The sequence below is a fragment of the Micromonospora sp. GCM10011542 genome (genome assembly GCF_042650685.1).
In the GTDB taxonomy this organism is placed as follows: domain Bacteria; phylum Actinomycetota; class Actinomycetes; order Mycobacteriales; family Micromonosporaceae; genus Micromonospora.
On sequence record NZ_JBHSBO010000044.1, the window covers coordinates 1 to 26,148 of the forward strand.

The 26,148-nt window shown below is 74.2% G+C and carries 28 protein-coding genes and 1 pseudogene; 10 read left to right on the forward strand and 19 right to left on the reverse strand.

The genetic code is table 11. The features are described from left to right. Window positions 1–186: 186 nt before the first annotated feature. From ACFOW4_RS16255 to ACFOW4_RS16270, 4 genes are all read right to left on the reverse strand, one after another. Window positions 187–915: a class F sortase gene (locus ACFOW4_RS16255; protein WP_377528488.1), complete on the reverse strand. Its 729-nt coding sequence runs from the start codon at window positions 913–915 to the stop codon at window positions 187–189. After that, complete coding sequence (locus ACFOW4_RS16260) at window positions 885–1,757, reverse strand: DUF4397 domain-containing protein (RefSeq protein WP_377528490.1); 873 nt, start codon at window positions 1,755–1,757, stop codon at window positions 885–887. Before ACFOW4_RS16260 ends, ACFOW4_RS16255 begins: the two co-directional genes overlap by 31 nt. A gap of 108 nt (window positions 1,758–1,865) precedes the next feature. Further along, window positions 1,866–2,450 (reverse strand): class I SAM-dependent methyltransferase, encoded by a 585-nt coding sequence (locus ACFOW4_RS16265; RefSeq protein WP_377528492.1) that lies wholly within the window; start codon window positions 2,448–2,450, stop codon window positions 1,866–1,868. A gap of 161 nt (window positions 2,451–2,611) precedes the next feature. Beyond that, window positions 2,612–2,998 carry a VOC family protein gene (locus ACFOW4_RS16270; RefSeq protein WP_377528494.1) on the reverse strand — a complete coding sequence of 129 codons (387 nt, stop codon included), beginning with the start codon at window positions 2,996–2,998 and terminating at the stop codon, window positions 2,612–2,614. 22 nt (window positions 2,999–3,020) lie between these two features. Between ACFOW4_RS16270 and ACFOW4_RS16275 the strand changes: the two genes are divergently transcribed. Next, window positions 3,021–3,269 carry a hypothetical protein gene (locus ACFOW4_RS16275; protein ID WP_377528496.1) on the forward strand — a complete coding sequence of 83 codons (249 nt, stop codon included), beginning with the start codon at window positions 3,021–3,023 and terminating at the stop codon, window positions 3,267–3,269. Window positions 3,270–3,292: 23 nt separating this feature from the next. Here ACFOW4_RS16275 and ACFOW4_RS16280 read toward each other — a convergent pair whose 3' ends face one another. Together ACFOW4_RS16280 and ACFOW4_RS16285 are read right to left on the reverse strand one after the other, a co-directional pair. Continuing rightward, window positions 3,293–3,727 (reverse strand): hypothetical protein, encoded by a 435-nt coding sequence (locus ACFOW4_RS16280; protein ID WP_377528498.1) that lies wholly within the window; start codon window positions 3,725–3,727, stop codon window positions 3,293–3,295. Between the two features lie 86 nt (window positions 3,728–3,813). Further along, complete coding sequence (locus ACFOW4_RS16285) at window positions 3,814–4,488, reverse strand: NADPH-dependent F420 reductase (protein WP_377528500.1); 675 nt, start codon at window positions 4,486–4,488, stop codon at window positions 3,814–3,816. Window positions 4,489–4,585: 97 nt separating this feature from the next. Between ACFOW4_RS16285 and ACFOW4_RS16290 the strand changes: the two genes are divergently transcribed. Continuing rightward, window positions 4,586–5,431, forward strand: coding sequence for a GNAT family N-acetyltransferase (locus ACFOW4_RS16290; protein ID WP_377528502.1), 846 nt, complete (start codon window positions 4,586–4,588; stop codon window positions 5,429–5,431). A 17-nt stretch (window positions 5,432–5,448) separates the two neighbouring features. Here the strand turns inward: ACFOW4_RS16290 and ACFOW4_RS16295 are convergent, their stop codons facing one another. Both ACFOW4_RS16295 and ACFOW4_RS16300 read right to left on the reverse strand, forming a co-directional pair. After that, window positions 5,449–5,850, reverse strand: coding sequence for a hypothetical protein (locus ACFOW4_RS16295; protein ID WP_377528504.1), 402 nt, complete (start codon window positions 5,848–5,850; stop codon window positions 5,449–5,451). 104 nt (window positions 5,851–5,954) lie between these two features. Further along, window positions 5,955–6,449 carry a glutathione peroxidase gene (locus tag ACFOW4_RS16300; protein WP_377528506.1) on the reverse strand — a complete coding sequence of 165 codons (495 nt, stop codon included), beginning with the start codon at window positions 6,447–6,449 and terminating at the stop codon, window positions 5,955–5,957. Window positions 6,450–6,604: 155 nt separating this feature from the next. Here ACFOW4_RS16300 and ACFOW4_RS16305 point away from each other — a divergent pair. The 4 genes and pseudogenes from ACFOW4_RS16305 (at window position 6,605) to ACFOW4_RS16320 (ending at window position 11,528) form a co-directional block, all read left to right on the forward strand. After that, window positions 6,605–8,224, forward strand: a pseudogene (locus tag ACFOW4_RS16305) (glycosyl hydrolase family 18 protein). Between the two features lie 182 nt (window positions 8,225–8,406). Next, window positions 8,407–8,934 carry a hypothetical protein gene (locus tag ACFOW4_RS16310; protein ID WP_377528508.1) on the forward strand — a complete coding sequence of 176 codons (528 nt, stop codon included), beginning with the start codon at window positions 8,407–8,409 and terminating at the stop codon, window positions 8,932–8,934. A gap of 117 nt (window positions 8,935–9,051) precedes the next feature. Then, the gene (locus ACFOW4_RS16315; protein ID WP_377528510.1) at window positions 9,052–10,458 is read left to right on the forward strand and encodes a class II 3-deoxy-7-phosphoheptulonate synthase; all 1,407 of its coding nucleotides are present in this window, start codon (window positions 9,052–9,054) and stop codon (window positions 10,456–10,458) included. A 38-nt stretch (window positions 10,459–10,496) separates the two neighbouring features. After that, entirely contained in the window at window positions 10,497–11,528 is a 1,032-nt protein-coding gene (locus ACFOW4_RS16320; RefSeq protein WP_377528512.1) for a threonine aldolase family protein, read from the forward strand. A gap of 53 nt (window positions 11,529–11,581) precedes the next feature. Here ACFOW4_RS16320 and ACFOW4_RS16325 read toward each other — a convergent pair whose 3' ends face one another. Beyond that, on the reverse strand, window positions 11,582–12,448 hold the full coding sequence (locus ACFOW4_RS16325) for a deoxyribonuclease IV (protein ID WP_377528514.1): 867 nt from the start codon (window positions 12,446–12,448) through the stop codon (window positions 11,582–11,584). Window position 12,449: 1 nt separating this feature from the next. Beyond that, complete coding sequence (gene pknB / locus ACFOW4_RS16330) at window positions 12,450–14,429, reverse strand: Stk1 family PASTA domain-containing Ser/Thr kinase (RefSeq protein ID WP_377528516.1); 1,980 nt, start codon at window positions 14,427–14,429, stop codon at window positions 12,450–12,452. 266 nt (window positions 14,430–14,695) lie between these two features. Between pknB and ACFOW4_RS16335 the strand changes: the two genes are divergently transcribed. Next, complete coding sequence (locus ACFOW4_RS16335; RefSeq protein ID WP_377528518.1) at window positions 14,696–15,088, forward strand: Rv2175c family DNA-binding protein; 393 nt, start codon at window positions 14,696–14,698, stop codon at window positions 15,086–15,088. Window positions 15,089–15,215: 127 nt separating this feature from the next. On the opposite strand, the gene ACFOW4_RS16340 is transcribed toward ACFOW4_RS16335, so the two are convergent. After that, window positions 15,216–16,298, reverse strand: coding sequence for a polyprenyl synthetase family protein (locus tag ACFOW4_RS16340; RefSeq protein ID WP_377528520.1), 1,083 nt, complete (start codon window positions 16,296–16,298; stop codon window positions 15,216–15,218). A 9-nt stretch (window positions 16,299–16,307) separates the two neighbouring features. Beyond that, complete coding sequence (locus ACFOW4_RS16345; RefSeq protein WP_377528522.1) at window positions 16,308–16,709, reverse strand: multiprotein-bridging factor 1 family protein; 402 nt, start codon at window positions 16,707–16,709, stop codon at window positions 16,308–16,310. Between the two features lie 224 nt (window positions 16,710–16,933). Here ACFOW4_RS16345 and metF point away from each other — a divergent pair, with 224 nt between their 5' ends. Then, window positions 16,934–17,851 (forward strand): methylenetetrahydrofolate reductase [NAD(P)H], encoded by a 918-nt coding sequence (gene metF / locus ACFOW4_RS16350; RefSeq protein ID WP_377528524.1) that lies wholly within the window; start codon window positions 16,934–16,936, stop codon window positions 17,849–17,851. Window positions 17,852–17,895: 44 nt separating this feature from the next. Then, a complete protein-coding gene (locus tag ACFOW4_RS16355) occupies window positions 17,896–18,585 on the forward strand; it encodes a CDP-alcohol phosphatidyltransferase family protein (RefSeq protein ID WP_377528526.1) in 690 nt (229 codons plus the stop codon). Window positions 18,586–18,689: 104 nt separating this feature from the next. Here the strand turns inward: ACFOW4_RS16355 and ACFOW4_RS16360 are convergent, their stop codons facing one another. From ACFOW4_RS16360 to ACFOW4_RS16390, 7 genes are all read right to left on the reverse strand, one after another. Next, entirely contained in the window at window positions 18,690–20,174 is a 1,485-nt protein-coding gene (locus ACFOW4_RS16360) for a phytoene desaturase family protein (RefSeq protein WP_377528528.1), read from the reverse strand. A gap of 11 nt (window positions 20,175–20,185) precedes the next feature. Beyond that, a complete protein-coding gene (locus ACFOW4_RS16365) occupies window positions 20,186–21,313 on the reverse strand; it encodes a glycosyltransferase (protein ID WP_377528530.1) in 1,128 nt (375 codons plus the stop codon). Further along, complete coding sequence (locus tag ACFOW4_RS16370; RefSeq protein WP_377528532.1) at window positions 21,310–22,188, reverse strand: carotenoid biosynthesis protein; 879 nt, start codon at window positions 22,186–22,188, stop codon at window positions 21,310–21,312. Before ACFOW4_RS16370 ends, ACFOW4_RS16365 begins: the two co-directional genes overlap by 4 nt. Continuing rightward, entirely contained in the window at window positions 22,185–22,736 is a 552-nt protein-coding gene (locus ACFOW4_RS16375; RefSeq protein ID WP_377528534.1) for a GNAT family N-acetyltransferase, read from the reverse strand. Before ACFOW4_RS16375 ends, ACFOW4_RS16370 begins: the two co-directional genes overlap by 4 nt. Beyond that, complete coding sequence (locus tag ACFOW4_RS16380) at window positions 22,733–23,464, reverse strand: monooxygenase (protein ID WP_377528536.1); 732 nt, start codon at window positions 23,462–23,464, stop codon at window positions 22,733–22,735. Before ACFOW4_RS16380 ends, ACFOW4_RS16375 begins: the two co-directional genes overlap by 4 nt. Beyond that, entirely contained in the window at window positions 23,461–23,949 is a 489-nt protein-coding gene (locus ACFOW4_RS16385) for a YbaK/EbsC family protein (protein WP_377528538.1), read from the reverse strand. The genes ACFOW4_RS16380 and ACFOW4_RS16385 overlap by 4 nt, the downstream gene beginning before the upstream one ends. A gap of 84 nt (window positions 23,950–24,033) precedes the next feature. After that, window positions 24,034–24,768, reverse strand: a complete 735-nt coding sequence (locus tag ACFOW4_RS16390) for a TetR/AcrR family transcriptional regulator (protein WP_377528540.1) — start codon at window positions 24,766–24,768, stop codon at window positions 24,034–24,036. Window positions 24,769–24,860: 92 nt separating this feature from the next. Between ACFOW4_RS16390 and ACFOW4_RS16395 the strand changes: the two genes are divergently transcribed. Next, a complete protein-coding gene (locus ACFOW4_RS16395) occupies window positions 24,861–26,060 on the forward strand; it encodes an FAD-dependent monooxygenase (RefSeq protein WP_377528542.1) in 1,200 nt (399 codons plus the stop codon). Window positions 26,061–26,148 lie beyond the last annotated feature (88 nt).

Here is a 26,148-nt window from a genome sequence, read left to right on the forward strand (position 1 = left end):
CCTGGCACGACCCCTCATCTCATGAGAGCCCACCCCGTTGCAACAACCACTTGAGGCCAAGCGGGCCGGACACCCCGATTTCCAGGAAACCGAGTCGATCACGCACCCGGGCCCCGTCGCCCGGGCCCGTCGTCGACCAGGCCCGTCGTCCGGGTCGGGCGTCGTCCGGGCGCGCCGTCGAGCTGCTCAGCCCGCTGCCGACTCCGGCACCAGATCAGCCTGCTCGGCCACCGCGAACACCACCACGTTGTCCCGGTAGTGCCCGCTGCGCCGGTCGAAGTCGCCGCCGCAGGTGACCAGGCGCAGCTCCGGGCCGGGCGTGGGGCCGTAGACCACGGCGGTGGGGAAGCGGTCCTTGCGGGTACGCAGCGACCCGGTCACCCGGAACAGCAGCCGGTGCCCGCCGCGCCACACCTCGACGCGGTCGCCGGGCCGCAGCTCGCCGAGCCGGGCGAAGACCGCCGGGCCGCGTCGCGAGTCCAGGTGCCCGGCGAGCACGGCCGGGCCGGTGTCGCCGGGGGGCGGACCGCCGCCGTACCAGCCGACCTGCGCGAAGTCGGCCGGCGGCACCAGGGCGCCGGCGGCGTCCAGCCCGAGCACGGTGAGCCCGGAGTCAACCCCGATCGCGGGTACGCGTACCCGCGTGGGTGGGCCTTGCGGCGCGGGCGGCGCGGCGGTGGTGGACGGGCAGTCGTCGGCGCAGCCGGGTTGCCACCTCGCCGCCGGCGGCACCGCACCGGTGGTGACCACGCCGACCCCGGTGCCCGCGGCCAGCGCGACCCCGGTGCCCGCGGCCAGGCAGACCGCCGCGCCGGCCGCGACCAGCGCGGCCAGCGGCACCCGGCGGTCGCGGTGCCGTCGGATCGCGGGGCCGCGCCCGGCGCTCACCAGGTGGTGCGCCGCCGGCGCCGCCACAACAGCAGGCTCACCGCGCCCGCCACGGCAGCCAACCCGCCGGCCACCAGGGGGTACGCGGAAAGCCCGCGCGCGGCCGTGCCGCCGGCGCCGGTGTCGACCCCGCCGGCCGGTACCACCGTGCCGCCCTCGGCGTCGCGCCGCAGCTGGGTGGTGAGACCGCCCTGCTTGGCGTCCAACACGAGCAGTGAGTAGACCGCGCCGTCGGTGAGCCGGACCTCGGTGTCGGTCGTCGGCCCACCGCTGCTGCTCAGCCGCAACCGCCAGCGACCCGGCTCGACCTGCTGATAGTCGGTGGTGGTGGCGAACTGGACGCCGTCGGCGATCCGTGGGCCGTTGACGGCGGCCACGTCGAGCACCGGGGCGCGTACCGACGCCTGCACGACGCGGACCTTGGCCCGGCCCTGCGCCGGCGCGCTGAGGTCGTCGTTGAGCACCCGCAGGCCCAGGTCGGCGTGCCGGCCCACCCCCGCCACCGTGTACGCGCCCCCGCTGACGACCGCCACCTCGGTGGTGAGCACGGGCGGGTCGCTGGCCGGGGCGCCGGCCTCGCGCATCGCCACCGCGTAGCGGCCCGGGCTCAGCGGCAGGTACTCGGAGACCACGCCGTAGCCCACGCCGGGGAAGACGCGCGGTTGCGCGGCGTCCGGGGCGGCGAGGTAGACGTCCACGGCGGGGGTGTCGGGGGAGAGGTGGGCGAGTCGGACGTAGCCGACGCTGTCCGCGCCCGCCCGCGTGGTGGCCCCGGCCGGGGCCGACGCGGTGGCGGCGAGCGCGGTGCCGAGCAGGAACGCGCCGGTGCCGGCGAGCAGCCGGCGGGGCGCGGTACGGAGCAGGTGCATGTCGCCTCCGAGAACACATTCGGTGAGCGGGGTGCAACTCACCGAACAGAGTCCCGTCTATGGGACGGGCGCGCAAGTCGCCGCCGGCATGTCGCGGTCATTTGGGCGTCAGGGCTCTCGTACGGCGAGGAATCCGAGCAGGTCCGGAATGCCATCCGGCCCCGCCTCGGTGACCCGGACCAGCCGCAGGCCGGCGGTCACGGTCGCGTTCAGCAGGTCGGCGAGCGGTACGTGCCACGCGCCCGCCCGGACCCGTACACCGCCGGTGTACCAACTGTCGAAGCTGCGCGACCGGTCCGCGTACCGCTCGTCGACGACGATCCGCGGCCGCTGGCTCCAGTCCGCGAACGCGCCGACGAAGCAGGGGTGCACGCCCACGTGCACGAACCGTCCGCCGGGGCGCAGCACCCGGGCGACCTCGCGCAGCACAGCCGGGTAGTCGGGCACGTCGGTGCTGGACAACACGCACATCGCGGCGGGCAGCGACGCGTCGGCGATCGGCAGCGCCGCCGCGTGGGCCCGGCTCACCGGCAGCCGTTCGGCGGCGTGCCGCAACTGCCCGCCGGACAGGTCCACGCCGATAGGCGTCCACCCCAGACCCGCCGGCACGCCCGCGTGCGCGCCGGTTCCGCAGCAGACGTCCAGGCAGGGGCCGCCACCCGGGCCCAGCAGGTCCGCCACGGTCGTGTGCACCCGCCGAAGGTATTCACCCCCGGCCGAGATGAAGTCCGTACCAGTCCGCGTGGGCGTCGTACGCCGGCGTGCTCGTCGCTCCCATCCACCGATGCTACGGAGGGGCATCTGCCGCGCGTCCCCAGTTCTCGCCACGGCAGACGCAGCGGAGGGATGCCCCGTCAGAGGTGCTGAACGAGTTGGATCGGATGGCCGTCCGGGTCGGCGGTCCAGGCGATCAGCAGTCGACCGAGCCACTCGTGCGGCGCCACCAGTTGCGTTGCTCCACCCGCGACGAGGTGGGCGAGGGCCGCGGTGACGTCGTCCGTCCACAACACGATGGCCGCCCGCTGGCCCTCGGCGACCGGGTCGAGCCCATGGTCGTCACGGGTGGAGGCGACCGAGGCAATGCCAATCTTGTACCCGTCCAGGACCAGATCGACGTGGATGGGCTCGTCGTCGGTGGGCACCCGGAACGTCTCGGTGAACCCCAACCCCTGGTAGAACCGAGCGGCGCGCGGCACGTCCGGGCTGAACAGGATGACCTGCGGAGTGCGAAAGACGGACATCGACCGACGCTATCAGTGGGACATGGTCGTGGCCGACGTCCGGGGTCGGCTCGTCCCGATCCTGGTGGTCGAGCCCGCCGGTCCGGACCGGACCCGGCCGGTGCTGGACCGTTGGGAGTGGGGCCGGATGGGGCTGTGGGACAAGGGCCAGGTCCAGTGGCCACACGAGATCCACGTGTCCCTGGTCGGCGTCACGCCGAGCGGGCGACGGCTGCGCGCGGAACTGGCGCGGCGGTGCGGCCGATCGGTCGGCGATACGCCGTCCAACTGATGGTCGAACCGCACGAGCCGGCTCTACGGCTGCCTCGCAGGGCAGTCCGTCTTTCGCACGATGTCCGCCAGCGTGTCGGGCGGTACGTGCGTCGGGTCCATCGGGGTCAGCAGTTCGGGCGGATAGATGCCGGCGCTGGCCTCGGGATGGACGACTATGACACCTCCGACCGGCAGGAAACCCATGACCTGCCCGTATGGGTGGGTCATGCCGTCGGTGTCCTCGGGCGTAAGACGTACGATCATGCCCCTCTCCAGCCATGGCGGCCGGTCGAGCCGTAGGTGGACACTCACCGGCTCGGCCCCGTACACAGCTCGTACGCCCGCGGCGGCAATTGGCCCAACCTCCGCGGTGAGGTGTGTCGTGCCTGCCTCGACCGGTTCCTCGGGGCCGAGCACCACTACCCGCATCGACCGGTCCGGCCGGTAGGCAACGTGGACGGTGACGTCACGGACCATGGCTACCTCCGAAGCCGGCTCACGAATGATGCCGTCTGCCATCATCGCCGCTGGGGGCGTTGAGGGCTGCCCCCAGCGGCGACGGGTCAGCGGGTCGCGGCGGCCAGGGCGGCGCGCAGCTTCCCGGCATCGCCCTGCCCCGACTGCTCCCAGTTGTTCGGGTCGGCGGAGTAGATCGTGCCGTACGCCGGGGTGTCCGGCTGGTAACGCCAGCCGTCGGCCAGCGATCCGACGTCCACCGCGTCGTAGCCGATCCGGTTGAGGAAGTCGGTCACCTCGGCCTTCGCGGCGGCGTCGTCGCCGGCGATGGGCAGCGCGCTGCGGTCGGCCGCACCCGCCGGCCGGGCCAGGTCGTGCAGGTGCTTGAAGAAGATGTTGTTGAAGACCTTGACCACCCGGGCCTCGGGCAGGTGCCGCTGGAGCAGCTCGCTGCTGGTGGTCTCGCCGGAGTCCAGTTCGGGGAAGTTGCCGTCGCGCTCGGGGTAGTAGTTGTTGGTGTCGATGACCACCTTGCCCGCGAGGGGCTGCGCCGGCACCGCCCGGTAGGCCTTCAGCGGCACGCTGACCACCACCAGGTCGCCGACCTGAGCCGCGTCCTGGACGGTGCCGGCGCTGGCCCGCTCGCCCAGCTCGTCGACCAGGTCGGTGAGGGTCTCGGGTCCGCGCGAGTTGCTGAGCACCACGTCGTAGCCGGCGGCCACCGCCAGTCGGGCCACCGTGCCGCCGATGTTGCCACTGCCGATCAGTCCCACAGTCGTCATGCTCTGTCCCAACTCCGTCCCTCCACGACACATTCCCGACCAGAGTGCTGGGTTATTCCGTTGCCGGGGGCGCCGGCCGGCGCGCAGACTCCCGTGCGTGCACTGCCATGTCGAGGACCTCGCGGCCTTCGCCGCCACGGCGGGCGCCTGGCTGCGCCGCGAGCCCGTCCTGCACAACGTACTGCTCACGCTGGTCGCGGACCGGCTCTCCGGCGACGTTGCACTCTCCGGTGCGGAGCGGTTCGTGCGGGTGGTCGACGGCGGCGTGACGGTGGGCGCGGCGGTGCACACCCCGCCGCGCGGGCCGCTGCTGGCGGCCATGCCGCCGGCCGCCGCGCGGGCCCTCGCGGAACACCTGCTCGGGGCGGCGCCGCCGTTGGCCGAGGTGCACGGCCCGGTGCCGGCCGTGGAGGCGTTCGCCGAGCGGTACGCCGAGCGCGCCGGCCTGGTCGCCGTACCCGGGACGGCGCAGCGGATCTTCCAACTGGACGCGGTCCGGCCGCCGGTCGGCGTGCGCGGGCGGGCCCGGCCGGCCACGGTCGCGGACCGGGACCTGCTGGTCGCCTGGGCCGGCGCGTTCCTGGCCGAGACGGCGCCCGGCGGACCGGCGGTGGATCCCGCCGCGCAGATCGACGCCCGGCTGCAGCACGGCGACCTGCTCTGGCTCTGGGCGGACGCGGGCGAGCCGGTCGCCACGGCCTGGCTGAGCCGGCGGGTCGCCGGGGTGGCCCGGGTCAGCGGGGTCTACACCCCGCCGGCGCGGCGCGGTCGCGGCTACGCCAGTGGCTGCGTGGCGCGGGCCAGCCGGTACGCGCTGGACGCCGGCGCCACCCGGTGCACGCTCTACACCGACCGGGCCGATCCGATCAGCAACCGGATCTACCAGGCGCTCGGCTACCGTCCGGTCGCCGACGTCGCGCAGTGGCGGTTCGCCGCGCGCTGAGGCAGCAGCCCGCCGGCTCAGGGCTGCCGTGGGCCGGGCACCCCGCGCCACACCGCGACCACCACTCGGGCGACGGGTTCGCCGGTCGTCGGGTCGGACCAGGTGAACACCACCGGTCGGGCGGCGGCGAACAGCTCCCAGACGAACGGCGGCAGGTCGTCGGCGGGCATCGAGATGTAGCCGGTCGCGGCGGCGACCTGCCCGAGCAGGTGCTCCAGCACGAAGCGGCGCTGCTCGGCGGGACTCAGCCCGGGCGGGATCGGCGGCACCGGGCGGAGCCGGCCGTGCTCGCGGGCCACCTCGTCCGGGACGGCGGCGTCGAGCACCACGCGGCCCCGTTCGAGTGCTCGCTGGATGCTGACGTGCTGGGCGGTCGGGACGAGCGTGGGCGACAGCATGCCCTGCACCGCGAAGAACATCGCGCCCCCTCGGCCGCGCGTCGGCCGGCCCCGTCGCTGATGGTAGTCCCATCGTGACCGCCCGGACCGCGGCTGGTCGGGCGCCGTGGCCGGCCGCGGGGCGGTCAGGCGGTGGCGGGCAGCACCTTCTCGATGGCGGCGCGCAGCTCGTCGGCGCCGGGCTCGACCGTGGGGGCGAAACGCGCGGCGACCGTGCCGTCCGGCGCGACGAGGAACTTCTCAAAGTTCCACCGGACGTCCCCGGTGTGCCCGTCGGCGTCCGGGGTGTCCACCAGGGCCGCGTAGAGCGGGTGCCGGTCCGGGCCGTTGACGTCGACCTTCTCGGTCAGCGGGAAGGTGACGCCGTAGTTGACCTGGCAGAAGTCGCTGATCTCGGCGGCGCTGCCCGGCTCCTGCCCGGCGAACTGGTTGCACGGCACGCCGAGCACCACCAGGCCGCGGTCGGCGTACTCGTCGGCGAGGGCCTGCAGCCCGGCGTACTGCGGGGTGAGTCCGCAGCGGGAGGCGACGTTGACCACCAGCAGCGCCTTGCCGCGGTAGCGGGCGAGGTCGGCGGGGCCGCCGTTGAGGGCGTCGATCGGGGTGTCGAAGACGGTCATGAGCCGAGGTTACGCGGCGGCACGTGGTGGCCGCCGGTGCCCCGTCCACCCACCAGGAAAAATCGATACATGCACATCTTGACGAAGTGATGACGCCGTGAGTACCGTCTCACCATCCTTTTGGAAAGTTTCCTAACAATTTGGGGAGACGCCTCATGACAAGATCGCTCCGCCGGGCCCTCTGGGCCGGTGCCGTGGTCGCCATGACCGTCGCCGCGGTGCCGATGGCCACCGCGTTCGGCGCCGGCAGTGTGACCACCACGTTCACCAAGGCGCAGGACTGGGGGACCGGTCACGAGACGAAGGTGACCGTCACCAACGGCACCAGCGCCACGGTCGCCACCTGGCGCATCGAGTTCGACCTGCCGTCGGGCACCACCATCAGCAGCTCCTGGGACGCCGACGTCACCAGCAGCGGCAACCACTACGTCGCGGTCAAGAAGAGCTGGGCCGGCGGGATCGCCCCGGGCGCCTCGTTCAGCTGAGGCTACAACGGCACCGGGGCGTACAAGGCCCCGCTGAACTGCACCGTCAACGGCGCGCCCTGCGGCGGCGGCACCCCGACCACCCCGCCGACCACGACCACGACGCCGACCACGACGCCGCCCACCACCACCCCGCCCACCACGCCGCCGCCGACCACCACCCCGCCGGACCCGGGCGGCAAGAAGGTCGTCGGCTACTTCGCCGAGTGGGGCGTCTACGGCCGCAACTACCACGTCAAGAACATCCACACCAGCGGCTCGGCCGCGAAGCTGACCCACATCCTGTACGCCTTCGGCAACACCACCGGCGGCCGCTGCGCCATCGGTGACAGCTACGCCGACTACGACAAGGCGTACACCGCCGCGGACAGCGTGGACGGCGTGGCCGACACCTGGGACCAGCCGCTGCGCGGCAGCTTCAACCAACTGCGCAAGCTCAAGAAGATGTACCCGCACCTGAAGGTGATCTGGTCCTTCGGTGGCTGGACCTGGTCCGGCGGCTTCACCCAGGCCGCGCAGAACCCGGCCGCCTTCGCCGAGAGCTGCTACAACCTGGTCGAGGACCCGCGCTGGGCCGACGTGTTCGACGGCATCGACGTCGACTGGGAGTACCCCAACGCCTGCGGGCTGAGCTGCGACGCCAGCGGCCCCAACGCCTTCAAGAACGTGGTCGGCGCCCTGCGGTCGAAGTTCGGCTCCTCCGCGCTGGTCACCGCCGCGATCACCGCGGACGGCAGCAACGGCGGCAAGATCGACGCTACCGACTACGCCGGCGCCGCGCCGTCGCTGAACTGGATCATGCCGATGACGTACGACTACTTCGGCGCCTTCAACGCGCAGGGCCCCACCGCCCCGCACTCGCCGCTCACCTCGTACACCGGCATCCCCCAGCAGGGCTTCAACTCCGACGCGGCGATCCAGAAGCTCAAGAGCAAGGGCATCCCGGCCAACAAGCTCCTGCTCGGCATCGGCTTCTACGGCCGGGGCTGGACCGGGGTCACCCAGGCCGCCCCGGGCGGCAGCGCCACCGGCGCGGCGCCGGGCACCTACGAGCCGGGTATCGAGGACTACAAGGTCCTCAAGAACACCTGCCCGGCCACCGGCACGGTCGCCGGCACCGCGTACGCCAAGTGCGGCAGCAACTGGTGGAGCTACGACACCCCGTCGACCATCAACGGCAAGATGACGTACGCGAAGAACCAGGGCCTCGGTGGCGCCTTCTTCTGGGAGCTCTCCGGTGACACCGGCAACGGCGAGCTCATCGGCGCCATCAAGGGCGGTCTCGGCTGAGCCGAGGGCCGACGCACCACCCACACGGCGGGGAGGGGCACGCACCGCCCCTCCCCGCCCGTACGCCTCCGGGGCCCGGTCGACGTCCGACGTCGGCCGGGCCCCTCCTCGCGCCGAACGGGTGGGGTCGATGTGGCAGACTCGCGGCTCGGCATGTCTCGATGTCGTCCACGGAGGTGGCCATGCGCCCGACGCACCGCAGGCTGGCGGCGACCGCCGCCGGGCTGGCCGTGCTGCCCGTCGCCCTGTTCGGGTGCGGGATCGGCGGCGGCTCCGACGACGACGACCAGGCCGCGCCCGAGCGGGCCCCCGCCGAGGAGGCCGCGACCCGGTCCCGCGAGCGCGTGCAGGCGTACCTCGACGCAATGACCGCCAAGGACGCCGCCGCCGGTCGCAGCCAGCTCTGCGCAGTGCTGCAGGACGGCTTCGACGTCGCCGCGACCGGCCCGAACGGCGACTTCGCCGACCACTTCGAGGTACCCCAGGCGACCATCACCGACGTCCGCTCCGGCCCGCGTGGCCAGGAGGTCAGCGCCACGGTCTCGGTCACCGCCGGCAAGCGCAAGGCCACCCGGGCGCTGGTGTTCACCGTCACCCGGGACGGCGGCGACTGGTGCATCTCCGGCGAGGCACCGACCACCGCCCCGCCGAGCGGCGGCGCCGACGCGGGCGGCGGGCCCGGCGACGTCTCGCCCTCACCCCGCTCCTGACCGGGCCGACGCGCCCTCACCCGGTCGGGGAGCGGACCGGTGACCGTGGCCTCCCATCTGCCGGAACCGTCCCCCTCGGCGCCCGGCCACCGCGGCGGTCGCCGTACGCTTTCTGTCATGCGCCATGAGTGGCATCAGCTGAGCCATCCCGCGGTGGGCAGCCCGGGCCTGCAGACCAGCCGACCGACCGTCGACTCCGCCGAGGACGCCGCCCTCGGTCTGGACCGGTGGCGGGACCTGCCCCGGGCGCAGACCCCGCCGTGGCCCGACCCGGCCACCGTCGCCGAGGTGTGCAAGGTCCTCGACACCGTCCCGTCGGTCGTCGCGCCCTACGAGGTCGACCAACTGCGGCAGAAGCTCGCGCTGGTCTGCGAGGGCAAGGCGTTCCTGCTGCAGGGCGGTGACTGCGCCGAGACCTTCGCCGACAACACCGAGAGCCACCTGCTGGCCAACGCCCGCACCCTGCTCCAGATGGCCATCGTGCTCACCTACGGCGCGTCGCTGCCGGTGGTCAAGGTCGCCCGGGTCGCCGGGCAGTACACCAAGCCACGCTCCCTGCCGACCGACGCCCGGGGTCTCCAGGCGTACCGCGGCGACATGATCAACTCGCTGGAGGCAACGCCGGCGGCCCGGGTCGCCGACCCCCAGCGCATGATCCGCGCGTACGCCAACTCGGCGGCGGCCATGAACATGCTCCGCGCGTACCTCGCCGGGGGTCTGGCCGACCTGCACGCCGTGCACGACTGGAACAAGGGCTTCGTCAAGAACTCCCCGGCCGGCGAGCGCTACGAGGCGATCGCCCGGGAGATCGACCGGGCGCTGGCCTTCATCCGGGCCTGCGGGATGACCGACGACGAGGCGCTGCGCACCGTCACCCTCTACTGCTCCCACGAGGCGCTCGCCCTGGAGTACGACCGGGCGCTGACCCGGGTCTCCGACAGCCGGGCGTACGGCCTCTCCGGGCACTTCCTCTGGGTCGGCGAGCGCACCCGGCAGATCGACGGCGCGCACATCGACTTCATCTCCCGCATCGCCAACCCGATCGGCGTCAAGCTCGGCCCGACCACCACCCCGGACGAGGCGATCGAGCTCTGCGAGAAGCTCAACCCGGACAACATCCCCGGCCGGCTCACGCTGATCAGCCGGATGGGCAACCACCGGGTCCGCGACGCCCTGCCGCCGATCGTGGCCAAGGTCACCGCCGCCGGCGCCAAGGTGGTCTGGCAGTGCGACCCGATGCACGGCAACACCCACGAGTCGTCCAACGGCTACAAGACCCGGCACTTCGACCGCATCGTCGACGAGGTGCTCGGCTACTTCGAGGTGCACCGGGGGCTGGATACCCACCCCGGTGGCCTGCACGTCGAGTTGACCGGCGAGGACGTCACCGAGTGCCTCGGCGGCGCCCAGGGCATCGAGGACCTCGACCTGCCCGACCGGTACGAAACCGCCTGCGACCCACGGCTGAACACCCAGCAGTCGTTGGAGCTGGCCTTCCTGGTAGCGGAAATGCTCCGTGGCTGAGCTTGCGAGCCCCGCGGTCGGCAGCCGAAAGGATTACCGTGGCTGATTTTCTTGTTGACCTCCGGTCCGACACGGTGACCCGGCCCACCGCCGGGATGCGGGAGGCGATGGCCACAGCCGAGGTCGGCGACGACGTCTACGGCGAGGACCCGACCGTCAACGCGCTGGAGGCCGAGGTCGCCGCGCTGTTCGGGCACGAGGCGGCGCTGTTCGCCCCGAGCGGGTCGATGGCCAACCAGATCGCCCTGCAACTGCTCGTGCCGCCCGGCAACGAGCTGCTCTGCGACGCCGACGCCCACGTGGTCACGTACGAGATCGGCGCCGCCGCCGCGTACGGCGGGATCTCCTCGCGGACGTGGCCGGCGGTGGGGGCGGACATCGACCCGGAGACGGTCGCCCGGATGGTCCGTCCGGACGGCTACTTCGCCGTCCCGACCCGGGCCATCGCCGTCGAGCAGACCCACAACCGCGGTGGCGGCGGGGTGATCCCGCTGGCCACCCTGCGTGAGCTGCGTCGGGTCGCCGACGACGCCGGCGTGGCCCTGCACTGCGACGGCGCGCGGATCTGGCACGCCCACGTCGCCGACCGGGTGCCGCTGATCGAGTACGGCCGGCTCTTCGACACCCTGTCGGTCTGCCTCTCCAAGGGCCTCGGCGCGCCGGTCGGCTCGCTGGTGATCGGCAGCGCCGAGCAGATCGGCCGGGCGCGGATGATCCGCAAGCGGATGGGTGGCGGCATGCGTCAGGCCGGCATCCTCGCCGCCGCCGGGCGGTACGCCCTCGCCCACCACGTCGACCGGCTGGCCGAGGACCACGCCAGGGCGGCCCGGCTCGCCGAGGCGGTCGCCCCGTTCGGGGTGCTGGCCTCGGCGGTGCGCACCAACCTGGTCCCACTGGACCTGACCAAGCACGCGCTGGACGCGCACGCCCTGGCCGCCGCCGCGCGCGCCGAGGGTGTGCTGGTCTCGGTGCTCGGCCCGCGTACCGCCCGCCTGGTCACCCACATGGACCTCGACGACGCGGCCATCGACCACGCCGTCACCGTCCTGCCCCGCATCCTTGCCGCCTGACCCACCCGGCCCCCGCCCTTGATCAACCAGGCGCGGGGGCCGGGTGGGACGGGTCAGGGGCGCAGGCGGGTGAGGGTGGCGATGTCGGCGGCGTGGCCCTCGTGCTTCTCCGTGGGGGTCTCCACCACGATCGGAACGCCGGCGGTGGCCGGGTGGGCCATCAGCTCCGCGAAGGCGGGCTCACCGATCGTGCCCTTGCCGATGTTCTCGTGCCGGTCCCGGGTCGAACCGCACAGGTCCTTCGAGTCGTTGGCGTGCACCAGGCGCAGCCGGTCCGCCCCCACGGTGGCGACCAGGGTGTCAAGCGTCGCGGTCATGCCGCCCTCTGCGGCCAGGTCGTGTCCCGCCGCCCAGGCGTGGCAGGTGTCGAAGCAGACCCCGAGCATCGGGTGCCGGTCCACCGCGTCCAGGTAGGGCCCGAGCTGCTCCACCCGGGAGGCCAGCGACCGCCCGCCGCCCGCGCTCGGCTCCACCAGCAGCATCGGCCCGCCGACCTCCGCCGTCCAGTCGAGCAGCGGCAGCAGCTTCGCGCGGACCTGCCGCATCGCCGCCTCGGCGTGCCCGGCGTCGACCGAACTGCCGGCGTGGAAGACCACCCCGCGGGCACCGATCGCGACGCCCCGACGCAGCGCGTGCGCGAGGGTCTCGGCCGACCGCTCGACCGTGGCCTGGGTCGGTGAGCCCAGGTTGACCAGCAGCGAGGCGTGGATGAAGGCCGGGATTCCCCGTTCGGCGCAGCCGTCGCGGAACAGCACGTCCTGCGCCGGGTCGCCGGCGGGCAGCGCCCAGCCCCGGGAGTTGGAGACGTAGACCTGCACCACCTCGGCGCCGGCCGCGTCGAGGTAGGGCAGCGCGGCCTTCGCCAGCCCTCCGGAGGTGGGGGTGTGCGAGCCGACCGGGCGGGACCGGGTCACCGCCATGTCAGAGACACCCGATGGTGACCTGGGTGCCCGGAGGCACCTGGGAGTTCTCGCCCGGGTTCTGGAACCGGACGATGGCGTTCGGGTTGAACTGGATCGCCACCGGGAAGCCCTGGCTCTCCAGTACCTGCTTGGCCTGCGGGCAGGGCAGGTCGACCACCCGGGGTACGACCACCAGCGGCGGGCCCTTGCTGACCTCCAGCTTGACCTGGGCGCCCTTCTCCACGCCGGTGCCGTCGGCCGGGCTCTGCCCGAGGATCTCGTCCTTGGGCTTGTCGGAGTCCTTGTACGTCTCCACCGGCACGAGACCCAGCTGGGCCAGGGCGGTGCGGGCCTCGCCGAGGTTCTTGCCCACCAGGTTCGGCACGGACACCGGCGCCCTGCCCTTGCTCATGGTCAGGGTGACCTTCGTGCCCGGTTTGACCTCGGCGCCCACCTTGGGGTTGGTGTCCAGCACGACCCCGGCGGGCAGGCTGTCGTCGTACCGGGCGGCGCCCTTGACCACCACGAGCTCCGCGTTGACCAGGTCGGCCTCCGCCAGTTCGTACTCCTTGCCGACCACGTCCGGCACCGGGAAGCGCTCCGGGCCGAGGGAGAGGGTCAGGGTGATCGTGCCGCCTTTGGCGATGCGGGTGGCCGACGCCGGGTCCTGGCCCAGCACGCTGTCCTTCGGGGCCTTCTCGTCGAAGCGCGGCTCGGCGAACTTCAGGGTCAGCCCGGCGCGGTCGGCCTGCGCCTGCGCGTCGGCCTTGGTCAGGCTGACCAGCTGCGGGGCGACCGTGTAGCGGCCCACCCCGAGCCACCAGCCGCCGACGGCGGCCAGCAGGCCGAGCACCACCACCGCGGCGGCGATGGCCCGCCGCCCCCGCGGGTCGCCCAGCACCCGGGTCCGCAGCGCGCCGAGCCGGGACCACAGGTCCTCGGTCGGCTCCGGCGCCGCCCGCCGCCGGCCCGGCCCCTGACCACCCTCGGGCAGTCGGGCCCAGGCGGGACGATGGGCCGGCTGCACCGCGGCCACCATCATCGTCGGCTGGGACATCGGCTCGTCGGTGACCCGGCGCAGCACCGCCGTGCGGCTGTTGACGTCGCCGATGTCGTCCCGGGCCGCCTGCACCTCGGCCAGCAGCGCGCCGGCGTCGGCCGGGCGGGCGCCGGGATCGCGCCGGGTGGCCCGGCCGACCACCTCGTCCAGGACCGACGGCAGGCCGGGGACCAGCGTCGAGGGCGCCGGTACGTCGCGGTCCACGTGCTGCCACGCGACGTCGACCGGCCGGTCCCCGTCGTAGGGCACGCGGCCGGTCAGCATCTCGAACAGCACGATGCCGGCCGAGTAGACGTCGGTGCGCGGGTCGGACCGGCCCTCGGTGACCAGCTCCGGGGCGACGTACGCCACGGTCGCCATCAGCTGGTTGCCCTGCTCCTCGTCGGCGCTCGCCTCGACCGCCCGGGCCAGCCCGAAGTCGGCGACCTTGACGACGCTGTCGACCAGATTGGCGACACCACCGGTGGGCGCCTCGGCGACCAGCACGTTCTCCGGCTTGACGTCGCGGTGCACCAGGCCGGCCCGGTGGGCCGCGGCGATCGCGGCGAGCATCTGCTCGGCGATGGCCAGCGCCTCGTCCGGGTTGAGCCGGCGCCGCTCGGCCAGCACGTCGCGCAGCGTGCGGCCGCGGACGTACTCCATCACCAGGTAGGGCAGACCGGCGTGGGTGCCCTGGTCGTAGACCGCCACCACGTTCGGGTGGGTGAGCCGGGCGATGGTCTTCGCCTCATCGGTGAACCGCGCTACGAAGTTGGCGATCCGGGCACGGGCCTCGGGCGCCTGGGTCGGGTGAATGATTTTGACAGCGACGGTGCGCTCGAGGCGTTCGTCGGTGGCGGTGTACACGGTCGCCATGCCGCCACGGGCCACGCGACCGCGAATGCGGTAGCGCCCGTCGATCAGCGAGCCCAGCAACGTGTCGGCGACCTGTGTGTCCATCGGCAGGGAGTCTATGTGTCCAAGAGGTGAAGGTGGAACAGGATGCTACAGCCGGGGTCGGACACCGTCCGTCCCGCGGCGTGAGCGGCCACCCCGACGGGGCTCCCACGCTGCTCCGAACGGCTCTCCACCAGCACGTTCGCCGAAGGCCGTCCGCCCGGTCGGGGTGCCCGACCGGGCGGTGGACCGCTCTCGCGGCGCTGTCGCCGGGCCCATGTCCGGGGTGCCGTTGGCCCGTCCCGGTGGCGGCGTGGCAGGGTGATCGGGTGACCGATTCCGTACCCTCCGACCAGGCCGTGCCCGGCCCCGAGCTCGCCGGCCCCGCCGACCCGGCCGGCTGGCTCAGCCTGCCCGACGTCGCCGAACGTCTCGACGTGTCGATCAGCAAGGTGCACCAGATGATCCGCGACCGGGAGCTGCTGGCGGTCCGCCGCGACGGCGTCCGCCGGGTGCCCGCGGACCTGGTCGCCAACGAGGTCGTGCAGAAGCACCTGCCCGGCGTGCTCAACCTGCTGGCCGACGCCGGCTACGACGACGAGGCGGCGCTGCGCTGGCTCTACGAGCCGGACGACACCCTGCTCGGCGGCACCCCGGCCGCCGCCCTCTCCGGCGACCATGCCCGCGAGGTCAAACGCCGCGCCCAGGCCCTCGGCTTCTGACCAACCTCGGCTGCCCGCCAGCGGGGTACTCCCGCACGGGCCACCGCACCGTTGATCATGGAGTTGTTGCGCCCCGCGCCGGCGGTGTCGTGACGGACAACTTCATGGTCGACGGGCGGGTCGGGAGTCAGTCGGCGCGGCGGGTGGCGGCTATGGCCAGGTCGACCAGGGCCTGGCGGGCCTCGGTGTCCAGGTCGACGGTGGTCAGCGCGGCGAGCGCCGTGTCGGTCAGCGTCACGATCCGCTGCTCGGTACGGGCCAGCGCCCCGCTCGCGGTGATCAGCTCGCGCAGCCGCGCCACCCCGGCCTCGTCCAGCTCGGGGTCGCCGAGCCGGCCGAGCAGCAGCTCCCGACCGGCGTCGTCGGTCGTCTCCACGGCCGCCGCCACCAGGTAGGTGCGCTTGCCCTCGCGCAGGTCGTCGCCGGCCGGCTTGCCGGTCTGCGCCGGGTCGCCGAAGACGCCCAGCACGTCGTCGCGGAGCTGGAACGCCTCGCCCAGCGGCAGCCCGTACGCCGAGTAGGCCGTCCGCACGTCGGCCGACGCGTCGGCCAGTGCGGCGCCGAGCAGCAGCGGCCGCTCGACCGTGTACTTCGCCGACTTGTACCGGGCCACCTTGCTGGCCCGTTCCACCGAGGTGTCCCTGGTCACCTGGGTCAGCACGTCGAGGTACTGCCCGACGGTGACCTCGGTGCGCATCTCGTCGAAGACCGGCCGGGCCCGGGCCACCGCCCGCGGGTCCAGACCGGCGGAGTGCAGCAGCTCGTCGGACCAGACCAGGCACAGGTCGCCGAGCAGGATCGCCGCGGCGTCACCGAACCCGTCCGGGTCGCCGCCCCAGCCGGCCTCCCGGTGCCGGGCCGCGAACCGCCGGTGCACCGCCGGCTCGCCGCGCCGGGTGTCGGAGCGGTCCATCAGGTCGTCGTGGATCAAGGCGCTGGCCTGGACGAACTCCAGCGCCGCCAGGGCGGTGAGCACCTGGTCGCCGTCGACCCCGCCGGCCCCCCGGAAACCCCAGTACGCGAACGCCGGTCGCAGCCGCTTGCCGCCGCCCAGCACGAACGCCTCGATCGCCTCCGCCACCGGGACCAGGGCGTCGTCCACGGCGGTCAGTCGGGCCCGCTGGTTGGCCAGGAACTCGGTGAGGGCCTTGTCGACCCGCTGCCGCAGGCCGGCGCGGTCGACGGGAGACACGGGAGCAGCGTGGGTCACGCCACGACGCTAGCCGGTCGCCGCGCCCCGCGCTCCACCGCCACGCACAGTCGAGCCGGCACGCGCCCCGCCGCGGCCCGCACCCGGGCGCCCGGCCGGCCGCGTCGCGGCGACCGTGGCCCGGCCCGGGCCGCCGAGCGTCGCCGAGCCGGCCCGCCGGGTACGCGCGGCGGCCTCGGCGAGCACCACCAGCGGCACGTCCAGCACCACGGAGAGCCAGCCCAGCCAGAAGCCACCCGGTACGCGTCGTTGCCGTTCCCACCGCGACACCTCGTGCCTGCTCAGCGTCGGTACGCCGGAGGCGACGCACAACTCGGCGGCGGTGCGCTGCTGGCTCCAGCCGAGGGCGAGCCGATGCTGGGCGAGCAGCGCCCCGAGCGATTGCGGGTGTGACGGTGCGGGCGGGGTCATCGGTCCTCCGAACGGGGCGTCGGTGGGGCGGCGACCTGCCCGCCGGCTGGGCGGAACCGATCGCCACCGGTCGGTTGCTGACCCCCGCGGGCACCCCTGGAGCCGACCCCGCCGCCCCTCCCGCACCAACCATTCCTACCTCGGGGGTACGACGCTCCTCCCGGCCCGGCGATGGGCGTGGGAAGCGTCTGGGTGGGGCGGACGCCGCCCGCTAGAGTCGGGACGTGGCGCTCGGTCTTCCCTCCGTCCTTCCCAATCCGCAGCCGGCGATCGGGGAGCTGATCCGTGACCGGCAGCCGACGTTCTCGTTCGAGTTCTTCCCGCCCAAGACCGAGGCGGGGGAGCGGCTGCTCTGGCAGGCGATCCGTGAGCTGGAGTCGCTGCGCCCGTCGTTCGTGTCGATCACCTACGGCGCCGGCGGGTCGACCCGCGACACCACGGTGGCGGTGACCGAGCGGATCGCCACCGACACCACCCTGCTGCCGATGGCCCACCTCACCGCGGTCAACCACTCCATCGCCGAGCTGCGGCACGTGATCGGCCGGCTCGCCGGAGTGGGCGTGCGCAACGTGCTGGCGGTGCGGGGCGACCCGCCGGGCAACCCGGGCGGGGAGTGGGTCCGCCACCCCGAGGGCGTCGGGTACGCCGAGGACCTGGTCCGGCTGGTCCGCGACGCCGGTGACTTCAGCGTGGGCGTGGCGGCGTTCCCGTACAAGCATCCCCGTTCGCCCGACGTCGCCAGCGACACCGCGCACTTCGTGCGCAAGTGCCGGGCCGGCGCCGAGTTCGCGATCACCCAGATGTTCTTCGACGCCGACGACTACCTGCGGCTGCGCGACCGGGTGGCCGCCGCCGGCTGCGACACCCCGATCCTTGCCGGGGTGATGCCGGTGACCCAGATCGGCACCATCGAGCGGTCCGTGCAGCTCTCCGGCGCGCCCTTCCCGCCCGCCCTGGCGGAGCGCTTCGACCGGGTCGCCGACGACCCAGAGGCGGTGCGCCGGCTCGGCATCGAGCAGGCCAGCGAGATGTGCCGGCGGCTGCTGGACGAGGGCGTGCCGGGGATCCACTTCATTACCCTCAACCGGTCCACCGCGACCCGCGAGGTCTGGCAGAACCTCAAGGCCGGCGCGCAGGTGTGAACGCACGCCACGCGACACCTGATCCCCGACACGACGGTTGAGCCGTGGTGGGCACACAGCTGAACTGGGACGAGTACGCCACGGCGTGGGCGCGGCTGCACGGCGGTTTCGACCCCCGCACCGCCGCCCCGGTGGTACGCGCCTGGCTGCGGTTCGCGTACCACGTGGGGTACGTGCTGGGTCGGCTGCGGGTGACCCCCACCGCGGTGACGGCGGCCGGCGTGCTGCTCTGCTTCTGCGTACCGCTGCTGGCCATCCGCGAGTCGGACGGGCCCTTCCTCGGCGCGCTGTTCGTGCTGCTGGCCTCCGTGGCGGACAGCGTGGACGGTGCGGTGGCGGTGGCGACCCGCCGCACCACCCGGCTCGGCTACGTCTACGACTCGCTCGCCGACCGGCTGGGTGAGGTGGCCTGGCTGCTGGCCTTCTGGCTGGTCGGCGCGCCGGGCGCGCTGGTCGTCGCGGCCGGCGCGCTGTCCTGGCTGCACGAGTACGTGCGGGCCCGGGCGGTCTCCGCCGGCATGCGGGAGATCGGCGCGGTGACCGTCGGCGAACGTCCCACCCGGGTCTCGGTGGCGCTGGTGGGGCTGCTGGTCGCGGGGCTGGCCGGGCTGATCGAGCCGGACCTGGCGGCGGGCACCATCACGATGGCGACGGCGGTGTGGGTGCTGCTGGCCGCCTTCGGCCTGGGGCAGTTGCTCTCCACCGTCCGCCGCGCCCTGCTCGACGCCGGCTGACCACGAGTCGCTGCGCCGCTGCCCCGCTGCCCCGCTGCGCTGCGGCGCCGTGAGAAGGGGACCCTTCTCTACCGCAGGCGTTAACAAGGGGCCCTTCCTTACACCTACCAGGCCGGGCCGATCTCGTCGGCGACGATCTGCGCGGAGAGGGTCACCATCGGCAGCCCGCCGCCCGGGTGGCTGGAGCCACCCACCAGCCACAGCCCGTGCGCCGGGCCCCGGTTGGCCGGGCGGAGCAGCCCGCCGGCGGTGCCGTAGATCGAGCCGCCCGGAGCGCCGGTCGCCGCGTCCAGGTCGGCGGGGGTGCGGACCTCGCGGAACAGCAGCCGGTCCCGTACGTCGACGCCGCGCTGCGCCAGCACCTCCAGGATCCGGTCGGCGTACGCGTCGGCCAGCCCCGGGCGGCGCCAGTCCACCGCGCCCGCGGCGGTGCCCTGCCGGGCGGCGTTGACCAGCACGAACCACGCCTCGTGCCCGGCCGGGCGGGCCATCGGGTCGTCGGCCACGGTGACGAAGACGGTGGGGTCGGCGGCCGGCCGGGCCCGTACCCCGCGACCCGGGTCGCCGAAGACCGCGTCGAACTCGGCGTTGTAGTCGCGGGGGAAGAAGACGTTGTGGTGGGCCAGCCCGGTGCTGCCGGTGACGCCCAGCAGCAGCACGAAACCGGCCAGGCTGCGGTCGGTCAGCCCGGCCAGGCGGCGCGGGTGCGGCAGCAGGTCCCGGTAGACGGTCAGCGCGTCCACGTTGGCCACCACCACGTCGGCGGGCACCGGCGCGGCGACGCCGGCCAGGCGTACCCCGTGCACCCGGCCGCCGGCGGCGTCGATCCGGGTCACGGTGGCGCCGGTCCGCACCACCACCCCGAGTTCCAGGCAGCGCGACAGCAGCGCGTCGGCGAGGGTGCCCAGCCCGCCGCGCAGGTACCAGCCGCCGAAGGCCAGCTCCGCGTAGGGGACCGCGACCAGCGCGGCCGGCGCCCGGCGCGGGTCGGCGCCGGTGTACGTGGCGTAGCGGTCCAGCAGCATCCGCAGCCGAGGGTCGGACAGGTGCCGGCGGCCCAGCCCGCGCAGGCTCGCACCGGGCGCGATGGCGGCCAGGTCGCGCACCCGCCAGGCCAGCGAGGCGAGGTCGCGGGGGGAACCGACGGCGCGGCGCAGGATGTCCCGCGAGGAGGCGTTCCACACCCGCTCGGCGCGGCGCCACAGGCGCTGCCAGTCGGCCGCCGCCCGGTCGCCGAGGGCCGCGCCGATCCGGGCGGTGAACTCGACCGGGTCGGCGCAGGAGTCCAGTGCCGTGCCGTCGGGGAAGACGTGCCGGACGATCGGGTCCAGCGGCGCCAGGTCCAGGTACTCGTCGAGCTTGGCCCCGGTCGCCTCGAACAGGTCGTGGAAGACCGCGGGCAGGGTGAGCAGGCTCGGCCCGGTGTCGAAGTGGAACGACCCGGCCGGGGTTTCGTGTGCGTACCGGCCGAGCTTGCCACCGACCGTGTCGGCGGCCTCGAAGACGGTCACCTCGTGCCCGGTGGCGGCCAACCGGGCAGCGGTGGCCAGGCCACCAACCCCAGCGCCGACGACCACGATCCGCGCCATGCCGCGTCCTCCTAGCTGACCGGGCGGCCCCGCCAGGTCAGACGGCGCCGCTTCCGCAGATGGTACGACCGCAGGGTCAGCCAACCGAGGACCACGACCGACACGGGGTGTGCCAGCGCGTCGGGCCACCACCGACCGCCGGTCGCCCGGGCGGTCAGCACCCGCCCGGCCACCCCCAGCAGGTAGCCGGCCAGCGCCACGGCGGCCACCCCCGGCGCGCCGGCGAGCAGGGCACCGACCGCGACCAGCGGCGGGGCGGTGTAGAGCAGCAGCAGCAGCGTCACCACCACGGCCGCCGCCCCCGGGTGCCCGAACGAAGCCCAGAGCGACTTGGTGTACCCGTCGCGCAGCTGCGGCCAGTCGTCGTACATCCGGCAGCCCGCCAGCCGCGAGCCGTCCGCGAGGGCGATCCGGCCGCCGGCACGCTTGACCGCCCGGGCCAGCTCGACGTCCTCCAGGATCTTCTCGGCCACCGCGGCGTGCCCGCCGGCGGCGGTGTAGCCGGCCCGGTCCAGCACCAGGAACTGCCCGCCGGCGGCGGCCAGTGACGGCCACGGCGAGCGTTCCATCGCGCGCAGCGGCAGGAAGGTCAGCCAGAGCCACTGCAACAGCGGCTGCACCAGCCGGTCGGCCGCCGTCGCCACGAGGATCCGGGGGTACGGCGAGAGCAGTGTCGCGCCGGCGACGCGCAGCTCGGTGACCGCCGCCGCCACGGCGTGCGGGGCGAGCACCACGTCGGCGTCGACGAAGACCAGCGCGGTGGCCGCCGGGTCGGCCCGGGTGGCCAACTGCCAGCAGGCGTGCGGCTTGCCCAGCCAGCCCGGTGGTGGTGCCACACCGGTGAGCAGGGTGACCCGTGAGTCGTCGCCGGCCACGGCGCGGACCACCTCGGCCGTGCCGTCGGTGGACCCGTCGTCGAGCACCACGATGCGCAGCCCCGGCACGCCGCGCTGGGCGAGCAGGGCGCGCAGGCACGGGGTGACCCGGTTGGCCTCGTCGCGCAGCGGCAGCAGCACGGCGACCGGCTCGGTCAGCTCCACCGGGTGCGCGGTGGGCCGGCGCAGCCAGCGGGTGGCGTTGACCCAGGTGTGCCCGGTGAGCGCGGCGACGGCGAGCAGCAGGGCGAGCAGGACGCTCATCGGGTCGCGTCGACGCCGGCAGGATGCGGCCGGTGGGCCTCCGGCCGGACGGCGTCGTGCCGGCGGGCGCGCAGCACGCTCACCGCGAGCGGCACGGCGGCCACCGACATGCCGGCCGCGCCCCAGAGCGCCGACGCGGGCAGGTGCAGGAAGACCGCGTGGGCCAGGATGCTGGAGGCGTACGTCCACAGGTAGAGCGCGACCATCGGGTCGTCGCGCTCGTCGCTGCGGTCGACGGCCGGGCCGGCCAGCGGGCGTAGCGCGCTCATCAGCAGCACCGCGAAGAGCAACCAGCCCAGGTAGTTGCTGACCGGGATGCCGGGCAGGCCCGGCAGGGCCGGAGTGGCGTCCCGCCAGACCCAGTAGCCCTCGGCCACCATCTGCGGGTCGAGGAAGAGGTCCCAGGTGGCCAGGCCCAGCGCGGCGAGCGCGACCCGGCGGGCCCACCGGCCGGCGGTTGCGGCGGTGCTGCCGTGCGGCGAGGTGCCGCCGGCGGTTGCGGCGGTGCCGCCGGTGAGCCGGACCGCCGCCAGCCACGCCGGCCAGGCCATCCAGGTCCAGGCCAGCGGGATGATCAGCGGCACCCCGGCCAGCTTGGGGCCGAGCTCCCCGGAGTAGTCGTAGCTGCCGAACGGGATGCCGGTGGCCACTCCGATCGCCTCGATGGCGAACCCGCCGCCGGTGGCCACCGCGACCAGCGCCGCGGCGGCCCGCGGGCCCCGGCTGAGCAGGGCGTGGCCGACCGAGAGCAGCCAGCCGAGCACGACGGTGGCCACGGTGAGCCCGGCCCGGGTGGCACCGCTGGTGAGTGGGTAGCAGATCTGCGCCAGCACCAGGACGGCCAGCAGCGCCCAGGAGATCCGCCGCCGGGTCATGACGCCGGGGGCTCGAGCGGCAGGTCCCGGCCGAGCACGCCGAACGGCCGTTCATCGCCCGGGAAGTGGAAGTCGCGCAGTACGTCTACGAAGCCGAACCGCCGGTACAGCCGCCAGGCGCGCGAGGTCTGCTCGTCGGCCTCGGGGGTGGACAGCAGCGTGGTGCCGCCCTCGGCCATGGTGAGCAGCGCGCGCAGTTGACCGGCGCCCAGGCCGTGCCCCTGCGCCGGCGGCCGGACGTGCAGCTCGACCACCTCGAAGCAGTCCGTCAGCCAGCGCTGCCGGGCCGGGGCGTCCAGTGCCCGGTGCACCTGGTCGTGCCACCACTGGCCGGGCCCGCCCTGGTAGCCGTAGCCGAAGCCGGCGAGGCGACCATCGTTGGTCAGGCTGGCCACCGCCCGGAACCCGGGCCGGCGTACGTGGGTGGCGATGTAGCCGCGTCGGGCCTCCAGCAGGTCGGTGCGGTACCCCATCGCCTCGCCGTAGACGGCCACCACGTCGTCCAGCCGCCGGACGAGGTCGTCCGGCGTCCAGCGCACCAACCTCATGCCCGTACACCCTTTCCCGTTCCCGGATCGTCGACCCAACCGAGCACCGCCCGGTCGCCGACCACGTCGCGTACCTCGAACCGCGCGAAGAGCTCCTCGGCGTACCACCCCTCGGCGGGGGTTCGCATGATCGCCGCCCGATGCTCCGGGTGACGGTACGCGAACGCCACCAGGTCCGCGGTGTCGCGCCACACGCTCACCGTGCCCTGCCAGCCCAGCGGCGCCTCACCGACGCCGAAGCGGGCCAGCAGCCCGGGCGCGTCGCGCAGGGCGGCGGCCACCGGGGGGATGGCCCGCCAGAAGGTGGCCGCCCGGCGGGCCCGCAGTCGGGCGCGGGTCAGCGCCAGCACCGGGCCGGTGCCCCGGCCGCCGGCCGGCTCGCCGAACGGCCGCCGGCCGGACCACTCGCCGCGGCTGCTCAGCGGGCGCAGGTCGACCCGGACGGCGGCGCGGGCGGTACGTGCCCAGGCCCGCCCGACCGGCGAGTCGTCGAAACCGGCCGCGGCGGCGGGGGAGTCCCAGACGGTCAGCGCCGCCCACCGGGTCAGGTCGGCGTCACCCGGCCCGAAGCCGGTGCCGGTCCCGGTGCCCAGCAGCTTGCCGAACCGGACCCCGGGCAGGGCCCGCAGCCGGCGTGGGTCCAGCGCCATCCGGGTCAGGGCCCGGGGCAGCGCGCCGCGGGAGGTCCGCCACACGTGCAGGGTGACCAGCTCACCGGTGGTGGTCACGCCACCTCGGTGGGGGTGCCGGCGGTGACCCGCAGCAGCTCGGCGTAGGTGGTCGGGAAGACCGCCTGCGGTACGCCGCCGGCCGCCCAGATCTCCGGGTACCCCTCCAGTGCGGTGTCCACCAGGGTGCGCAGCGGTGCCGGGTGCCCGAGCGGGGCGACACCGCCGATGGGTTGCCCGGTGTGCTCCCGGACGAACTCCGGGGTGGCCCGGCGCAGCCGGGTGACCCCGATGGACGCGGCGAGGCCGGCGGTGTCCACCCGGTGCGCACCGGAGGTGAGTACGAGCAGCGGCGCGTCGTCCGCCTCGAAGATGAGCGAGTTGGCGATCTGGCCGACCTGGACGCCCAGCGCCTCGGCGGCCGCCGCCGCGGTGTGCACGGTGTCGGGCAGGAGGCGGACGGCGCTGGGCCGGCCGGCGCCGTCGAGCGCTCCGGCGTCGGCGAGCGCGTCCTGCACCGCCCGTACGTTCGGGTGTGGCTGCATGCCCCCATTCTTCCCGGTACGCCGGCGCTCGGTTCAGCCGGCCACGCCGTGACCCACGGCCTCTGTGCGACGGGCCGGCAGCCGTCAGGACCGGGACCGCTGGGTGATCAGCAGCTGCACCCCGTCGAGGATCCGGGACAGTCCGAAGTCGAGCGCCTGGTCCCGGCTGTCGTGGCTGGCCGCCGAGGCCGCCGCCGCGAGCAGGGCCGGAAACCGGTCCTCGCGTCCCCGCAGCAGGTCGGCCAGCCCGGGTGCCATGGCCTGCTCCGGGGTGTCGGTGGGGATGGCCGCCACCTGCTGGGCCAGGTTGCGGACGTGCCCGAGCAGCAGCACCGCGACGTCGAGCTTCTCCCCGCCGTCCAGGCCGGTGCCGTCGAGGGCGGCGATGGCCCGTTCCAGCCAGCCCAGCTCGTTCGGCCCCATCATCCGGACACCGACGGTGGCCGCCAGCGCCCACGGGTGCCGGCGGAACCGGTCGAACATCCGCCGCGCCCAGTCGTCCAACTGGTCACGCCAGCCGCCGTTCGCGGGTTGCGCGGGTGGCGCGCCGACCCCCATCTCGATCATGAGGGCGACCAGTTCGGCCTTGCCCGGCACGTACCGGTAGAGCGCCATCTTGGTCACGTCGAGCGACTCGGCGACCCGCTGCATGGTCACCGCGCCGAGCCCGTCGGCATCGGCGATGACGATGCCGGCCCGGGCGATCGCCGGGAGGGTGAGGGTGGGCCGTGGTCCGCGCCGGGGTGCGTACGGCGCCGCCCAGAGCAGGTCGACGAGGCGCCGGCGCTCGGCCGCGCCGCCGGGGTCCGCCGGATCCATGGAACTCCCTGTCTTGTTCCCGTCGCTCAACTGTGTCTACAGTAATCTGTATCCAACGGACACAGTTTCTCCCGGCTCGGAGGCACACGCCCATGTCGAACGCCCTTCCCCTGCGCGGCCTGCGCGTCCTCGTCTCCGGCGCCGGGGTCGCCGGGCCGGCGCTGGCCTGGTGGCTCACCCACTACGGCGCCGAGGTCACCGTGGTCGAGTTGGCCCCCGCGCTGCGCACCAGCGGCTTCGCCGTCGACTTCCGCGGCCCCACCCACCTGCGGATGCTGGCCGCGATGGGGGTGCTCGACGAGTTGCGCGCGGTGCAGACCCACGGCGGCGCGATGAGCTGCGTGGACGAGCACGGGCGGGAGATCTTCCGGTTGCCGGCCGAGTTCGCCGGGGGTGAGCTGGAGGTCTACCGCCGCGACCTGTCCCGGATCCTGTACCGGCACGGCGCCGAGCGCGCCGAGTACCTGTTCGGCGACTCGGTCACCGCGCTCGACGACACCGCCGACGGCGTACACGTCGACCTCGCCCGCGCCGGTTCCCGCACCGTCGACCTGGTGATCGGCGCCGACGGGCTGCACTCCGGCGTCCGCCGGCTGGCCTTCGGCCCGGAGTCGAGCTACCTGCGGCACCTCGGTTACCAGTTGGCCGGCTGGGACCTGCCCAACGAACTGGGGGTGGGCGCCGTACCGCAGCAGTACAACGTCCCCGGACGGATGGCCAGCGTCGCCGCCGACCAGCGTGACCCGGGCCGGGCCGGCGCCTTCGTCGTCTTCACCGCGCCCGACCCGGAGGGCGACTGGTACGACCTCGACCAGCAGAAGAAGATCATCGAAGCCGCGTTCACCGGCCTGCGCTGGCACGTGCCACACCTGCTGGCCGGCCTGCGCGACGCCCCGGAGCTGTACTTCGACTCGATCAGCAAGGTGCGGGTGCCGCGCTGGCACACCGGCCGCACCGCCCTGCTCGGCGACGCGGCCTGGGGGGTCACCCTCGGCGGGATGGGGGTCGGCACCGGCATCGTCGGCGCGTACGTGCTCGCCGGCGAGTTGGCCGCGGCCGGTGGTGACCACCGGGTCGCCTTCCCCGCGTACTCCGACCGGTTGCGCCGCTACGCGATGCGCTGGCAGCGCGGAGCCAGCCCCGGCCCCTTCCTCGCGCCGGCCACCGCCCGGGGGCTGTGGCTGCGCAACCGGCTGCTGGCAACCCGGCCGGTCCAGGCCATGCTGGTGCGCGGCACCCGGTCGCTGGCCACCGATCTCGACCTGCCCGACTATCCGGCGATCGATCGATGAGATCCCGGAGTGCCACGCGTTGCATTTTCGTCAGAGGCAGGGTGTACTGTCAGGGCAGTTAGAACGAGTGTTCGATTGAGTCGTACGC